At 58.9% G+C, this 14,885-nt stretch carries 13 protein-coding genes; 12 read left to right on the forward strand and 1 reads right to left on the reverse strand.

Annotated elements, in window-relative coordinates; all coding sequences use genetic code 11:
- The first annotated feature begins 10 nt into the window (after window positions 1-10).
- From yajC to MEB48_RS25480, 10 genes are all read left to right on the forward strand, one after another.
- Window positions 11-346 carry a preprotein translocase subunit YajC gene (gene yajC, locus MEB48_RS25435; RefSeq protein WP_008014002.1) on the forward strand — a complete coding sequence of 112 codons (336 nt, stop codon included), beginning with the start codon at window positions 11-13 and terminating at the stop codon, window positions 344-346.
- Window positions 347-409: 63 nt separating this feature from the next.
- A complete protein-coding gene (gene secD, locus MEB48_RS25440) occupies window positions 410-2,278 on the forward strand; it encodes a protein translocase subunit SecD (protein WP_237886561.1) in 1,869 nt (622 codons plus the stop codon).
- A 9-nt stretch (window positions 2,279-2,287) separates the two neighbouring features.
- Entirely contained in the window at window positions 2,288-3,202 is a 915-nt protein-coding gene (secF, locus tag MEB48_RS25445; RefSeq protein WP_237886562.1) for a protein translocase subunit SecF, read from the forward strand.
- A 120-nt stretch (window positions 3,203-3,322) separates the two neighbouring features.
- Window positions 3,323-3,874 (forward strand): glycine zipper 2TM domain-containing protein, encoded by a 552-nt coding sequence (locus MEB48_RS25450; RefSeq protein ID WP_008072859.1) that lies wholly within the window; start codon window positions 3,323-3,325, stop codon window positions 3,872-3,874.
- A 133-nt stretch (window positions 3,875-4,007) separates the two neighbouring features.
- Window positions 4,008-4,904, forward strand: a complete 897-nt coding sequence (gene xerD, locus MEB48_RS25455) for a site-specific tyrosine recombinase XerD (protein WP_019651849.1) — start codon at window positions 4,008-4,010, stop codon at window positions 4,902-4,904.
- 281 nt (window positions 4,905-5,185) lie between these two features.
- Window positions 5,186-5,917, forward strand: a complete 732-nt coding sequence (gene dsbC / locus MEB48_RS25460) for a bifunctional protein-disulfide isomerase/oxidoreductase DsbC (RefSeq protein ID WP_237886563.1) — start codon at window positions 5,186-5,188, stop codon at window positions 5,915-5,917.
- A 133-nt stretch (window positions 5,918-6,050) separates the two neighbouring features.
- Window positions 6,051-7,355: a homoserine dehydrogenase gene (locus tag MEB48_RS25465; RefSeq protein ID WP_095054238.1), complete on the forward strand. Its 1,305-nt coding sequence runs from the start codon at window positions 6,051-6,053 to the stop codon at window positions 7,353-7,355.
- Between the two features lie 66 nt (window positions 7,356-7,421).
- Window positions 7,422-8,831 carry a threonine synthase gene (thrC, locus tag MEB48_RS25470; RefSeq protein WP_237886564.1) on the forward strand — a complete coding sequence of 470 codons (1,410 nt, stop codon included), beginning with the start codon at window positions 7,422-7,424 and terminating at the stop codon, window positions 8,829-8,831.
- 133 nt (window positions 8,832-8,964) lie between these two features.
- The gene (locus MEB48_RS25475) at window positions 8,965-10,320 is read left to right on the forward strand and encodes a transporter substrate-binding domain-containing protein (protein WP_237886565.1); all 1,356 of its coding nucleotides are present in this window, start codon (window positions 8,965-8,967) and stop codon (window positions 10,318-10,320) included.
- Between the two features lie 284 nt (window positions 10,321-10,604).
- On the forward strand, window positions 10,605-10,892 hold the full coding sequence (locus MEB48_RS25480; protein WP_237886602.1) for a DUF3509 domain-containing protein: 288 nt from the start codon (window positions 10,605-10,607) through the stop codon (window positions 10,890-10,892).
- A 199-nt stretch (window positions 10,893-11,091) separates the two neighbouring features.
- On the opposite strand, the gene MEB48_RS25485 is transcribed toward MEB48_RS25480, so the two are convergent.
- The gene (locus MEB48_RS25485; RefSeq protein ID WP_237886566.1) at window positions 11,092-12,291 is read right to left on the reverse strand and encodes a CaiB/BaiF CoA transferase family protein; all 1,200 of its coding nucleotides are present in this window, start codon (window positions 12,289-12,291) and stop codon (window positions 11,092-11,094) included.
- A gap of 147 nt (window positions 12,292-12,438) precedes the next feature.
- Between MEB48_RS25485 and MEB48_RS25490 the strand changes: the two genes are divergently transcribed.
- Together MEB48_RS25490 and recJ are read left to right on the forward strand one after the other, a co-directional pair.
- Window positions 12,439-12,981, forward strand: a complete 543-nt coding sequence (locus tag MEB48_RS25490; RefSeq protein ID WP_095054212.1) for a YaeQ family protein — start codon at window positions 12,439-12,441, stop codon at window positions 12,979-12,981.
- A 66-nt stretch (window positions 12,982-13,047) separates the two neighbouring features.
- The gene (gene recJ, locus MEB48_RS25495) at window positions 13,048-14,757 is read left to right on the forward strand and encodes a single-stranded-DNA-specific exonuclease RecJ (protein ID WP_237886567.1); all 1,710 of its coding nucleotides are present in this window, start codon (window positions 13,048-13,050) and stop codon (window positions 14,755-14,757) included.
- Window positions 14,758-14,885: the final 128 nt, after the last annotated feature.

Raw genomic sequence — 14,885 nt, forward strand, 5'->3', positions numbered from 1 at the left:
GGAGTGCTAAATGAGCTTTTTTATCTCTAACGCCATGGCTGACGCCGCTGCACCTGCTGCTGGCCCAATGGGCGGCGGCTTTGAGTGGATTTTCCTGGTCGGTTTCCTGGTCATCTTCTACCTGATGATCTGGCGTCCACAGGCCAAGCGCGCCAAAGAGCAGAAAAACCTGCTGGGCAGCCTGCAAAAAGGTGACGAAGTGGTGACCACCGGTGGTATCGCCGGCAAGATCACCAAAGTGTCCGACGACTTCGTTGTTCTGGAAGTCTCCGACACCGTCGAAATGAAATTCCAGAAAGGCGCCATCGCCGCCACGCTGCCAAAAGGCACGCTCAAAGCGATCTAAGTTTCAACTTCTACTCAATCGACGGGGCGCGCAAGGCGCCCCGCGTCATAAGCGGGCGGCGTGATGCTGAACAAATACCCTCTGTGGAAATACATTCTGATCCTGGCGGTGCTGGCGATCGGTCTGATTTATTCCGCTCCCAATCTTTATCCTGATGACCCGGCCATTCAGGTCAGCGGTGCCAGCACGGCGCTGCAGGTCACTCAGGCTGATCTGGATCGTGTGAGCACCGCGCTCAAGGATTCCGGGATCAACGTCAAGGCGGCCACCCTGGCTGCGGGCGGCAAGGGCGGTCTGATCCGTCTGACCAAGGCTGAAGATCAGCTGCCAGCCAAAGACGTCGTGCGCAAGGCATTGGGTGATGACTACGTCGTTGCACTGAACCTGGCACAAACCACCCCGCAATGGCTGCGCAACCTTGGCGCGCACCCGATGAAGCTGGGTCTGGACTTGTCCGGTGGTGTGCACTTCCTGCTCGAAGTGGACATGGATAAAGCCCTTGATGCACGCCTGAAAGTCTACGAAGGCGACGTCAAGAGCCTGTTGCGCAAAGAGCGTCTGCGCTATCGCAGCCTGCCGCAACTGGGCGGTGCCATTCAGCTGGGCTTCACTGACGAAACAGCCCGTGAAGAGGCGCGTGCGCTGATTCGCAAGAACTTCAACGATTTCGACATTGTTCCGGCCGACCTCAATGGCCAACCGGTACTGCGTCTGGCGATGACCCCGGCCAAGCTGGCGGAAATCCGCGAATACTCCATCAAGCAGAACTTGACCACGGTACGTAACCGCGTCAACGAGCTGGGTGTTGCCGAACCTATCGTTCAGCGCCAGGGCGCCAACCGCATCGTGGTTGAGCTGCCGGGCGTGCAAGACACTGCAGAAGCCAAACGTATCCTCGGCAAGACGGCCAACCTTGAGTTCCGTCTGGCGGCTGAGCCTGGCGCTTCGAAAGCCACTTCCGAGTCGTTCGAGTTCCGTGAAGGCAATCGTCCTCCAGCGCTGATCGAACGTGGCCTGATCATCACCGGTGACCAGGTGACTGACGCCAAGGCTGGCTTCGGCGAGCAAGGCACGCCAGAAGTGAACATCCGTCTGGATGGCCACGGCGGCGAGTTGATGAGTCGTGCGACTCGCAACAACGTCGGTCGCAGCATGGCGGTGATCTTCATCGAACAACGTCCTGTCACCACTTACGTCAAGCAAGTGGTCAACGGTGTCGAGAAAGACGTACCGGTTCAGACGTTTAAAGAAGAGAAGAAGATCATCAGCCTGGCGACCATCCAGTCGCCACTGGGTGCTCAGTTCCGCATCACTGGCCTGAACGGCCAGGGCGAATCGTCCGAACTGGCGCTGCTGCTGCGTGCCGGTGGTCTGGCGGCACCGATGTACTTCGCAGAAGAACGCACCATCGGCCCAAGCCTGGGTGCTGACAACATCACCAAGGGTATCGATGCCTCGCTGTGGGGCATGCTGTTCGTCTCGCTGTTCATCATGGCCATCTACCGCTTCTTCGGCCTCATCGCCACCGTCGCGCTGACGGTGAACATGGTGATGCTGCTGGCCTTGATGTCGCTGCTGGGTGCAACGCTGACCCTGCCGGGTATCGCCGGTATCGTGTTGACCATGGGTATGGCGGTCGACGCCAACGTACTGATCTTCTCGCGGATACGTGAAGAGATCGCGGCCGGCATGAGCGTGCAACGGGCAATCAACGAAGGCTTCGGCCGGGCATTCACCGCGATTCTCGACGCCAACCTGACCACCTTGTTGGTCGGCGGGATTCTCTTTGCCATGGGCACCGGTCCGGTCAAAGGCTTCGCAGTGACCATGTCCCTCGGGATCTTTACCTCGATGTTCACGGCCATCATGGTGACCCGCGCGATGGTCAACCTGATCTTCGGCGGTCGTGACTTCAAGAAGTTGTGGATTTAAGGGGCTGCCATGTTACGTACAATCAACTTCATGGGCGTTCGCAACATTGCGTTCGGCGTCACATTGTTCCTTACGGTTCTGGCTCTGTTCAGTGTCGCCACCAAGGGCATGAACTGGGGTCTGGACTTCACCGGCGGTACGCTCATCGAGCTGACCTACGAGCGTCCGGCCGATGTTACCAAGGTGCGTGAGCAACTGGTGACAGCGGGTTATCAAGACGCGATCGTGCAGAGCTTCGGTGCGACTACCGATCTGCTGGTGCGTATGCCAGGTGAAGACCCGCAGCTGGGTCACCAGGTGGCTGAAGCGCTGCAAAAAGTCGGCGGCGACAACCCGGCCCAGATCAAGCGCGTCGAATTCGTCGGCCCTCAGGTCGGTGAAGAACTGCGCGATCAGGGCGGCCTCGGCATGCTGATGGCGCTGGGCGGCATTTTGATCTACCTGGCTTTCCGCTTTCAGTGGAAGTTTGCGGTGGGTGCGATCGTTTCGTTGATCCACGACGTGATCGTGACCATCGGTATCCTGTCGTTCTTCCAGATCACCTTCGACCTGACGGTACTGGCGGCGGTGCTGGCAATCATCGGTTACTCGCTCAACGACACCATCGTGGTATTCGACCGGGTTCGTGAGAACTTCCGGGTACTGCGCAAGGCCAGCCTGATCGAGAACATCAACATCTCGACCACGCAAACCCTGCTGCGGACCATGGCCACTTCGATCTCCACTTTGCTGGCGATCGCGGCCCTGTTGTTCTTCGGTGGCGACAACCTGTTCGGCTTCTCCATTGCCCTGTTCATCGGTGTTCTGGCGGGTACTTACTCGTCGATCTACATTGCGAACGTGGTGCTGATCTGGCTGAACCTGAGCAGCGAGGACCTGATTCCTGCTGCGGCGGTCGAGACGGAAGTCGACGACCGTCCATAACGGTAATCGTTTTTCCCGCTATGGCCGAGAAGGCGCGAGTATTGAACTCGCGCCTTTTTTTATGCTCCAAGGCTGGGAGAAGCGCGGGTTTGTCCCGCCTGTGATGGCCAGGAGGTTCATGTGAACAAGTCGTTGCTGGTTGGTGCGGTATTGGGTGCCGTCGGTGTCACTGCCGGTGGTGCTGTTGCCACCTACAAACTGGTTAAAAGCGGCCCTGAATATGCGCAAGTGCTGGCCGTTGAACCGGTCAAGACACAAATCAAGACTCCACGTGAAGTGTGCAAGGACGTTACGGTTACCCGGCAAGCGCCGGTAAAAGATCAACACCAGATCGCCGGTACGGTGGTCGGCGCGCTGGCCGGTGGCCTGTTGGGCAACCAGATCGGCGGCGGTACAGGCAAGAAAATCGCCACAGTGGCCGGTGCGGTCGGCGGCGGTTATGCGGGTAACAAGGTGCAGGAAGGCATGCAGGAGCGTGACACCTACACCACCACTCAAACTCGCTGTAACACCGTGAATGACATCAGCGACAAAGTTGTGGGCTACGACGTTCGTTATTCACTGGATGGCAAGGAAGGCAAAGTGCGGATGGATCGCGATCCGGGCAACCAGATTCCGGTCGACAAGGAAGGCAAGTTGATCCTGGGGCAAAACGAACCGGCTCAACAATAAGCTGAGCGCCACACACAAAAAGAAGCATCTCGAGAGGGATGCTTTTTTTGTGCCTGAATTTTATGTTCACCGCCAACGTGCTATGAAAGACTCTTCATTTTTCGCGGCCTTACGCCTGCCTGTCTGAGACTCCATGCCTGCCATCGATCATCCCCTGATAGACCAGTTCCTCGACGCCCTGTGGCTGGAAAAAGGTCTTTCCGATAACACCCGCGATGCCTATCGTAGCGACCTGGCCTTGTTCAACGGTTGGTTGCAGGAGAAAGGCCTTGAGCTGATCAATGCTGGACGCGAGTTGATTCTCGATCACCTGGCCTGGCGACTGGAGCAAAACTACAAACCCCGTTCTACGGCGCGATTTCTCTCTGGTGTGCGCGGCTTCTATCGCTATTTGCTGCGTGAAAAGCTGATCGCTGTCGATCCGACTTTGCGCGTCGATATGCCGCAACTGGGTAGGCCATTGCCTAAGTCCTTATCGGAAGCCGATGTGGAAGCGCTGCTGGCCGCGCCAGACCTGAGCGAAGCCATCGGCCAGCGAGACCGCGCCATGCTTGAGGTGCTTTATGCCTGTGGCTTGCGGGTCACGGAGCTGATCAGCCTGACGCTGGAACAGGTCAACCTGCGCCAGGGTGTGCTGCGGGTGATGGGCAAGGGCAGCAAGGAACGGTTGGTGCCGATGGGCGAGGAGGCGATTGTCTGGGTTGAACGCTACATGCGTGATGCCCGTGGCGAGCTGCTGGGCGGGCGTCCCAGCGATGTGTTGTTTCCCAGCCTGCGCGGCGAGCAGATGACCCGCCAGACCTTCTGGCATCGCATCAAGCACCAGGCCAAGGTCGCCGGTATCGGCAAGTCGCTGTCGCCTCATACCCTGCGCCATGCCTTCGCCACGCACCTGCTCAACCACGGTGCCGATCTGCGAGTGGTGCAAATGCTGCTCGGCCACAGCGATCTTTCGACTACCCAGATCTATACTCACGTCGCCCGCGCACGTTTGCAGGACTTGCACGCCAAACATCACCCGCGGGGCTGAATATTGTGCGATCTGCTCTGTGTAGGAGCGGCGGTGCGGCGATCCGACTTGCCCGCGATGACGGCGGTACAGTCAAGATGGATGTCGACTGATATACCGCTTTTCGCGAGCAAGCTCGCTCCTGCAGGGTTCCCGTGTTTCCTCGATGTCTCGCGTCACCCGCATTCGGCCACAGGGGCCTTATGTGGTAGGCTTTGCCGGTTTGCACGATGGGCGTTTATGACCCGGTGTTTCGGCACGGGCGTTCTGATCGTCCCATTTGTCCGCCTTCAGGAGTTCTCATGCGTCTGACCCAGATTTTCGCCGCCGCAGCCATTGCGTTGGTCAGCACCTTTGCCGTCGCCGATGACGCGGCCGAAAAAGCCATTCGTAAAAGCCTGGAAAACCTCCAGCTTGACGTGCCGGTCGAAACCATCACCGCCAGCCCGCTGCCAGGTCTGTACGAAGTCAAACTCAAGGGCAGCCGCGTGTTGTACGCCAGTGCCGACGGCCAATATGTCGTCCAGGGCTATCTGTTTCAGCTAAAGGACGGCAAACCGGTCAACCTGACGGAGAAAACCGAGCGCCTGGGCATTTCGAAATTGATTAACGGCATTCCAGTGGCTGAAACCGTGGTTTACCCGGCCATCGGCGAAACCAAGTCGCACATCACGGTCTTCACCGACACCACCTGCCCGTACTGCCACAAGCTGCACGCCGAAGTGCCGGCGCTGAACAAGCTGGGTATCGAAGTGCGTTATGTTGCGTTCCCGCGCCAGGGCCTGGGCTCGGCGGGTGACGAGCAATTGCAAGCCGTGTGGTGCTCGAAAGACAAGAAAGCCGCCATGGACAAAATGGTCGATGGCAAGGAAATCAAGGCCGCCAAGTGCGAGAACCCGGTGTCCAAACAGTTCGCCCTCGGCCAGTCCATTGGTGTGAACGGTACACCGGCTATCGTTTTGGCCGACGGACAGGTCATTCCGGGCTACCAGCCTGCGCCACAAGTCGCCAAACTGGCATTGAGCGCGAAATAGTTTCGCATCGTCATGGTCAGCCTTTGACGATCATGGTTCGGCGGCAATATTGTCGGGCCATTAATAGAGAACCGCGAACATGCGGTTGTTTTCACGGCCGGCCTTGAGTCGGCCGTTTCATGGGGAGTTCACAGTGAAACCGGTCAAAGTAGGCATCTGTGGGTTAGGGACCGTCGGTGGCGGTACCTTCAACGTACTTCAGCGCAACGCCGAGGAAATTGCTCGTCGTGCCGGGCGTGGAATCGAAGTGGCACAAATTGCCATGCGCACGCCAAAGCCTCAGTTCCAGACGACCGGTATTGCGATTACCAACGATGTGTTCGAAGTGGCCACGAACCCTGAGATCGACATCGTTATAGAGCTGATGGGCGGCTACACCGTTGCCCGCGAGCTGGTACTCAAGGCCATCGAGAATGGCAAGCATGTGGTCACCGCGAACAAGGCACTGATCGCCGTTCACGGTAATGAAATTTTCGCCAAGGCACGCGAGAAGGGCGTGATCGTTGCGTTCGAAGCGGCTGTGGCCGGTGGCATCCCGGTGATCAAGGCGATCCGTGAAGGTTTGTCTGCCAACCGTATCAACTGGGTCGCCGGGATCATCAATGGCACCGGCAACTTCATCCTCACCGAAATGCGTGAGAAGGGTCGCACCTTCGAAGACGTACTCGCCGAGGCGCAAGCTCTGGGTTACGCCGAAGCGGATCCGACCTTCGACGTCGAAGGCATCGACGCAGCCCACAAGCTGACGATCCTGGCGTCCATCGCGTTCGGCATTCCGCTGCAATTCGACAAGGCTTACACCGAAGGCATCACCAAGCTGACCACCGCTGACGTGAACTACGCCGAAGCGCTGGGCTATCGCATCAAGCACTTGGGCGTGGCGCGCATCACCGCGGCCGGTATCGAGCTGCGTGTGCACCCGACGCTGATCCCGGCCGATCGTTTGATTGCCAACGTCAATGGCGTGATGAACGCCGTGATGGTCAATGGCGATGCTGCCGGATCGACTCTGTTCTATGGCGCTGGCGCCGGCATGGAACCGACCGCTTCGTCGGTGATCGCCGATCTGGTGGACGTGGTGCGTGCCATGACCTCCGACCCGGAGAACCGCGTGCCGCACCTGGCCTTCCAGCCGGATTCGCTGTCGGCTCATCCGATCCTGCCGATCGAAGCCTGCGAAAGCGCTTATTACCTGCGTATTCAGGCCAAGGACCATCCGGGCGTGTTGGCTCAGGTGGCGAGCATCCTGTCGGAGCGCGGCATCAACATCGAATCGATCATGCAGAAAGAAGTCGAAGAGCATGACGGTCTGGTGCCAATGATCCTGCTGACCCACCGGGTGCTGGAGCAGCGCATCAACGACGCGATTACCGCCCTGGAGGCCTTGGAAGGCGTGGTCGGCCCGGTCGTACGGATCCGCGTCGAGCACCTGAACTAAGCCGTTATCGTTCACCGGGCTCGCACGAGGGCCCGGCATTGCGAACACTGTCTATTGGAGCCAGTCATGCGTTATATCAGTACCCGCGGCCAGGCACCGGCCCTGAATTTCGAAGATGTCCTGCTGGCCGGTCTCGCCACCGACGGCGGTCTGTACGTCCCGGAAAACCTGCCTCGTTTCACCCAGGAAGAGATCGCTTCCTGGGCCGGCCTGCCTTATCACGAGCTGGCCTTCCGGGTGATGCGCCCGTTCGTCACCGGCAGCATCCCTGATGCCGATTTCAAAAAGATTCTTGAAGAAACGTATGGCGTGTTTTCCCACAACGCCGTGGCACCCCTGCGTCAGCTGAATGGCAACGAATGGGTAATGGAGCTGTTCCACGGCCCAACCCTGGCGTTCAAGGACTTTGCCCTGCAACTGCTGGGTCGTCTGCTCGACTACGTGCTGGAAAAGCGCGGCGAGCGCGTGGTGATTGTTGGCGCCACCTCCGGCGACACCGGTTCGGCGGCGATCGAAGGTTGCAAGCACTGCGAAAACGTCGACATCTTCATCCTGCACCCGCACAACCGTGTGTCCGAAGTGCAGCGTCGGCAGATGACCACCATCTTCGGCGAGAACATCCATAACATCGCTATCGAAGGCAACTTCGATGACTGCCAGGAAATGGTCAAGGCCAGCTTCGCCGACCAGAGCTTCCTCAAAGGCACGCGCCTGGTGGCAGTGAACTCGATCAACTGGGCGCGGATCATGGCCCAGATCGTTTACTACTTCCACGCAGCCCTGCAGTTGGGCGGCCCGGCGCGTTCGGTGTCGTTCTCGGTGCCGACCGGCAACTTCGGCGATATCTTCGCCGGTTACCTGGCGCGCAATATGGGCCTGCCGATCAACCAGTTGATCGTCGCCACCAACCGCAACGACATCCTGCACCGCTTCATGAGCGGCAATCAGTACGTCAAGGAAACCCTGCACGCCACGCTGTCGCCTTCCATGGACATCATGGTCTCGTCGAACTTTGAACGCCTGCTGTTCGACCTGCACGGTCGCAATGGCGCGGCGATTGCCGGTTTGATGGACACCTTCAAGCAGGGCGGCGGTTTCAGCGTCGAACAGGAACGCTGGACCGAAGCACGCAAGCTGTTCGATTCGCTGGCCGTGGACGACGCTCAAACGTGTGAAACCATTGCCGAAGTCTTTGAACAAACCGGCGAGCTGCTGGACCCGCACACTGCCATCGGCGTAAAGGCTGCGCGTGAATGCCGTCGCAGCCTGGATATCCCGATGGTGATCCTCGGCACGGCCCATCCGGTCAAATTCCCGGACGCAGTGGAAAAAGCCGGTGTAGGAAAAGCACTTGAACTACCTGCACATCTTTCTGATTTGTTTGAGCGAGATGAACGTTGCACCGTATTGCCGAACGACCTGAAAGCCGTGCAGGCCTTTGTCAGTCAGCATGGCAACCGCGGCAAGCCGCTGTAACCGGCAAAAGCTGTCACATTTTGAAGCCCGTCTCCTGACGGGCTTTCTCATTTCTGCATGCCACACTTGTCGGGTTTCGTAAAAGAAGAGCCGCCCATGAAGGACGGGCGAGACGATCACCAAGGAAGTGGCAATGCTGTTTTTCAGAGGGTTTAAACCAGCCGTGTGCTGGATGTTTTTGCTGGGCGTCCTGGGCTTTGGGCAATGGGTGAAGGCCGCACAATTAACGACACACGAATCCCGCGAGTCAGCCACCGTCGCACGCATTGAGCTGGACGCTCAGGAGCGGCAATGGATTGCTGAACATCCCATGGTTATCGTCGCGTCGGCGCAGTACCCGCTGTACCTGTTCAAGGATGAGCACGGTCACTGGAGCGGTTTGAACAATGATGTGCTCAACCGCATCAGCGCCATGACCGGGTTGCGGTTTGTCCATGAAGAGTCGTTTTCCACCGACCAACTGTTGGAGCGACTGGAACGTGGCGCGGCGGACTTGAGCACGACGCTGGCAATGAATGACGAGCGCAAGGTATTTCTGGATTTCAGTCATGCGTTCGGCGGGGCAGGCTGGGTTCTCGTGGGACTGGCCGGCACGCCTGCGTTACAGTCCCTGGAACAGCTTTCGAAAAGGGTCCTGGTATTGCCGGCCCGGCACGCCCTGGAGGGGGCGATTCGGCGTGACTACCCGGCGATCGAGCTGCGCTCGGTCAAAACCCAGGTTGAGGCCCGGGCACTGGTGGAAAGTGGCGAGGCCTACGCCACCATTGAAAACGAAATTGGAGCGCAGCTCTATCCCTCGGGCCGGCTCAAGGTCGGGCATGCGGTGGAGGGCAAATGGGAGGCTGATCACTTGGCGGTTCGTAAAGGACAGCCGCAGCTATTGAGCATCCTCAACAAGGCGCTCGAAGCATTTCCGCCCGCCGAATTACGTGCCATGCGGCTGAAATGGCTGAACGGAATTGCGCCGGTACACGCGCCCTCGGCCTGGCAGCGGATAACCCAGTGGGGTTGCTGGAGCCTGTTCATCGTTAGCCTGTTCGGCTTGCTCTCATTGCTTTGGAACCGCCGGCTCGCGGCACTGATCAAGCAACGTCGGGACGCCGAGAAAGACCTCAATGACCAGCTCGCCTTCCAGCACGCATTGATAGACGCCATGCCCGATCCGATGTTCGTGCGTGATCTGGAAGGACGTTTGATCATGTGCAACAAAAGTTATGAGGAGCGCTTGTCGACCCGTTTCGACCAGGTTCAGGGGCGACAACTGATCGAGCTCGATGTCTTGCCCAAAGAGACCGCCGAACAGTTGCACGCCGAATTCATGACTCAGCTCGGTACTCGCAAGCCCCGCTTCAGCGAACGTCAGTTGATGTTCAAGGATGGCGTCAGAGACATCTACCAGTGGACGGTGCCGTTTTACAGCGCGGACGGTCAATTGCGAGGATTGCTGGGCGGATGGAGCGATATCGGCAAGCGCATAAGGCAGCCATGAATGGGCAGGCGCAATCCCTGTGGGAGCGGGCTTGCTCGCGAAGAGGGAGTGTCAGTCGACATTAATATTGCCTGGCACACCGCATTCGCGAGCAAGCCCGCTCCCACAAGTTCTGCACCTGGCATCAAGCGTGAGTTTTTACTGTCATCTTTGCCGTGCATGCTCTATCTACCAGAGGCGCCGGTGCGCCTGCCGTTGGAATCCAGAACTTTCTTCTCGGGCCTGGGATCATTTACTGTGGACACGCCCCAGGCACTTTGTTTTCGGACTATTGAGTGGTGATGATGGAAAGTATCAGTCTATTGCTCGGTGAGGCTCTGAGCCCGTATCAGGTCACGTTGACCCCATCGGGCGGCCATGGCGAATGCCTGGTGACACTGAAGAGTGCGAGCGGCGCTATCGTGGTCGAACGGCTGTTCAATCAGGCCCAGTTAACCGATAAACGTCTGCTGACGGATGTGGTCGACGGGCTGCACCGCGACGTTCTGATCGCGGAAGGACGGCTGGAGCCCTGTGTCATTGCGGCGTTGCGCAATGCTGCTCAGGACAAAATCCTGGCCAGCCGAAATTGAACTGTTTTTTGTGGGAACCTTCCTGCGCCAAGGTCAGTCAGACCCTGTAACAGCAGGATCAAGCATTGTGCTCCGGTGCTTGTAGCTTGTTGTCACTGGCCTTTATTCAGGCCACGTTTAACCCCGAGTTGTCTCCCCACTTCTCGGGGTTTCTTTTTGCCTGCGATTTGTCATTGCTGATGAAAGCAGGCGTTTCAGCTTAGATAGCGCCGTCTTCACGCAGCCGTGCGATCTGTGCCGGGTCGTAGCCAAGATCGTGGAGTACCTGCGCATTATGTTCACCCAGCTGCGGCCCGACCCATTCGGAGCTGCCGGGCGTCTCAGAGAGTTTTGGCACGATGCCAGGCATCTTGAAATCCTTGCCATCGGGCAGCTTGGCTTGCAGGAACATTTCCCGGGCCAGGTACTGCGGATCGCTGAACATATCTTCGGCGCTGAAGATCCGGCTGGCGGGAACGTCGGCCTGGTTCAGTTGCGCGATCACCGCGTCCAGCGGCAGTGAGTTGACCCAGCGATCGATCACTCCGTAAATCTCATCGCGACGGCTGTCGCGTCCGTCATTGCTGGCCAGTGCAGGGTCGTTGGCCAGGTCTTCGCGACCGATGATCAGCATGAAACGCTTGAAGATCGCATCGCCGTTGGCGCCGATCTGCACGTGTTTGCCGTCGGCGCTGGTGTGAATGGAGGAGGGCGTGATGCCCGGCATGATGTTGCCGGTGCGTTCGCGGATGAAGCCGAACACGTCGAACTCCGGAACCATGCTTTCCATCATGGCGAAGATCGCTTCGTACAGTGCCACGTCCACCACTTGCCCCAAGCCACCGTTGACCTCGCGATGACGCAAAGCCATCAGCGCGCCGATCACGCCCCAGAGCGCGGCAATCGAATCGCCGATGGAAATCCCGGTGCGCACCGGAGGCCGGTCCTCGAACCCGGTGATGTAGCGCAGGCCGCCCATGGATTCACCGACCGCACCGAAACCTGGCTGATCTTTCATCGGCCCGGTCTGGCCAAAGCCCGAAAGCCGCACCATCACCAGTTTCGGGTTCAGTGCATGCAAGACTTCCCAGCCCAGACCGAGCTTTTCCAGCACGCCGGGGCGAAAATTCTCGATCAAAATGTCCGCTTCGCTGAGCAGCTGTTTCAGAATCGCCAGGCCGTCCGGGTGTTTCAGGTTCAGGGTCAAAGACTTTTTGTTTCGCGCCTGAACGAACCACCACAGCGAAGTGCCTTCATACAACTTGCGCCATTTGCGCAATGGATCACCGCCGTCCGGGGACTCGATCTTGATCACTTCGGCGCCGAATTCGCCGCAAATGCGCGAGGCAAACGGCCCGGCAATCAACGTACCCAATTCAATGACTTTCAGACCCGAGAGCGGCTTATTGGAGAACGGCATACTGAATCCTGTAGGACAAAGGCTGAGCGAATACAGCGTTTTAACATAGGCCGGCGTCAGTCACCCAAAGTTGATCGCCTTCAATTCGTTGATTGCCTGTTGCATCGGTTAGACTTGCCGCCTTTCCTCGTATCAAGAAGCCCGTTCATGGCCCAGCCGTCCACAACCTACAAGTTTGAACTGAACCTCACCGACCTCGACCGCAGCGTCTACGAGAGCGTGAAGCAGACCATCGCCCGTCACCCTTCGGAAACCGAAGAGCGCATGACCGTGCGGCTGCTGGCCTACGCTTTCTGGTACAACGAGCAGTTGTCCTTCGGTCGCGGTCTGTCAGACGTGGATGAACCGGCGCTGTGGGAAAAGAGCCTGGATGACCGCGTCCTGCACTGGATCGAAGTCGGCCAGCCAGACGCCGATCGCCTGACCTGGTGCTCGCGCCGCACCGAGCGCACCAGCCTGTTGGCTTACGGCAGCCTGCGTGTCTGGGAAGGCAAAGTGATCCCGGCGATCAAAACCCTGAAAAACGTCAACATCGCCGCCGTGCCCCAGGAAGTGCTGGAAACCCTGGCCAAGGACATGCCGCGCGTTATCAAGTGGGACGTGATGATCAGCGAAGGAACGATTTTCGTCACCGACGACCGTGGTCAGCATGAAGTCCAGTTGCAATGGCTGGCCGGCGAACGCGGCTGATTATTCGCCGCTGAACCGCCTTACCCGGTTTTATCCTACGTATTCAAGAGAAGCACCTGTCACCCCATGCGCATCGAACCTCGCCTGTTGCCCGACACCCTGCCATTCCTCGGTGATATTCCACCGCTGTTGACCCGCCTTTACGCAGCGCGAGGCGTGCAATCCGAGGCTGAACTGGATAAGAGCCTGGCGCGGTTGATTCCGTATCAACAGCTCAAAGGCATCGATGCGGCGGTGGATTTGCTGGTGACGGCCCTGGAGCAGCGTCAGCGGATTCTGATCGTCGGCGACTTCGACGCCGATGGTGCGACGGCCAGTACCGTGGGCATGCTGGGGTTGCGCCTGTTGGGCGCGGCGCATGTCGACTATCTGGTGCCGAACCGGTTCGAGTACGGCTACGGCCTGACGCCGGAGATCGTCGAAGTGGCGCTGACTCGCCAGCCGCAACTGCTGATCACCGTGGACAACGGCATCTCCAGCGTCGAAGGCGTGGCCGCGGCGAAAAAAGCCGGGCTCAAGGTGCTGGTCACCGACCACCACTTGCCCGGCGATGAGCTGCCGTTGGCCGATGCCATCGTCAATCCGAACCAGCCGGGTTGCGCGTTCCCGAGCAAAGCCCTGGCCGGTGTCGGGGTGATCTTCTATGTGTTGATGGCCCTGCGCGCACGCTTGCGCAGCCTGGGCTGGTATGAGAGCAAGCCGCAGCCGAACATCGGCGAATTGCTGGACCTGGTGGCGCTGGGCAGCGTCGCCGACGTGGTGCCGCTGGATGCCAACAACCGGATTCTGGTGCATCAAGGGCTCGAGCGAATTCGCGCCGGGCGTGCGCGGCCGGGAATCAAGGCGATTCTTGAAGTGGCTAAACGTGACCACTCGCGCATCACTTCCACCGACCTGGGCTTCATCCTCGGCCCACGCCTGAACGCGGCGGGGCGTCTGGACGACATGAGCCTGGGCATCGAATGCCTGCTCACCGAAGACGCGGGCGCTGCCCGTGAAATGGCCGCTCAGCTGGATGGCATGAACCAGGACCGCAAATCCATCGAGCAGGGCATGCAGCGTGAGGCGCTGGCCCAACTCAAGGATTTGCCGGTGGAATCGATGCCATTCGGACTGTGCCTGTTCGATCCCGAGTGGCACCAAGGCGTCATCGGTATCCTCGCGTCGCGTATGAAAGAGCGCTATTTCCGTCCGACCATTGCCTTTGCCGATGCCGGCGACGGCCTGCTCAAGGGCTCGGGGCGTTCGGTTCAGGGTTTTCACATTCGCGATGCCTTGAGCGTGGTCGCGGCGCAGCATCCGAATCTGATCAGCAAATACGGTGGCCACGCCATGGCGGCCGGCCTGACGTTGCCGGAAGCGAATTTTCCGTTGTTTGCCGAGGCCTTTGACGCCGAAGTGCGCAGGCAAATGCGTGAAGAAGACCTGACCGGACGCCTGCTGTCGGACGGCACGTTGGCGGTCGAAGAGTTTCACCTGGAACTGGCTCGCGCCCTGCGCCACGCCGGGCCGTGGGGGCAACACTTTCCAGAGCCACTGTTTCATGGGGTGTTCCAGTTGGTCGAGCAGCGCGTCGTGGGTGAGCGACACCTCAAAGTGGTGCTGAGAAGCGAATGCGGTTCGGTGAAGCTGGACGGTATTGCCTTCGGTATTGACCGTGATATCTGGCCGAATCCGACCATCAAGTGGGTCGAATTGGCTTACAAACTCGACCTTAACGAGTTTCGTGGGAACGAGACGGTTCAGTTGATGATTGCCCACATCGAACCGCGTTGAATCCTTCGCGGGCAAGCCTCGCTCTTACAGACTGTGCATAACCTGTAGGAGCGAGGCTTGCCCGCGAAAGCAATTTTCCCCGCACCAAATCCCTCGGATTCCTTCCTGATCCCACGATGTCGACTAGG

The organism is Pseudomonas sp. PGPR40 (assembly GCF_022014505.1).
GTDB lineage: Bacteria > Pseudomonadota > Gammaproteobacteria > Pseudomonadales > Pseudomonadaceae > Aquipseudomonas.

Coding starts and splice junctions, on each gene's coding strand:
- yajC (WP_008014002.1), top strand. CDS start 11: ATGAGCTTTTTTATCTCTAACGCCATGGCTGACGCCGCTGCACCTGCT.
- thrC (WP_237886564.1), top strand. CDS start 7,422: ATGCGTTATATCAGTACCCGCGGCCAGGCACCGGCCCTGAATTTCGAA.
- xerD (WP_019651849.1), top strand. CDS start 4,008: ATGCCTGCCATCGATCATCCCCTGATAGACCAGTTCCTCGACGCCCTG.
- MEB48_RS25475 (WP_237886565.1), top strand. CDS start 8,965: ATGCTGTTTTTCAGAGGGTTTAAACCAGCCGTGTGCTGGATGTTTTTG.
- dsbC (WP_237886563.1), top strand. CDS start 5,186: ATGCGTCTGACCCAGATTTTCGCCGCCGCAGCCATTGCGTTGGTCAGC.
- secD (WP_237886561.1), top strand. CDS start 410: ATGCTGAACAAATACCCTCTGTGGAAATACATTCTGATCCTGGCGGTG.
- secF (WP_237886562.1), top strand. CDS start 2,288: ATGTTACGTACAATCAACTTCATGGGCGTTCGCAACATTGCGTTCGGC.
- MEB48_RS25485 (WP_237886566.1), bottom strand. CDS start 12,291: ATGCCGTTCTCCAATAAGCCGCTCTCGGGTCTGAAAGTCATTGAATTG.
- MEB48_RS25480 (WP_237886602.1), top strand. CDS start 10,605: ATGGAAAGTATCAGTCTATTGCTCGGTGAGGCTCTGAGCCCGTATCAG.
- MEB48_RS25490 (WP_095054212.1), top strand. CDS start 12,439: ATGGCCCAGCCGTCCACAACCTACAAGTTTGAACTGAACCTCACCGAC.
- recJ (WP_237886567.1), top strand. CDS start 13,048: ATGCGCATCGAACCTCGCCTGTTGCCCGACACCCTGCCATTCCTCGGT.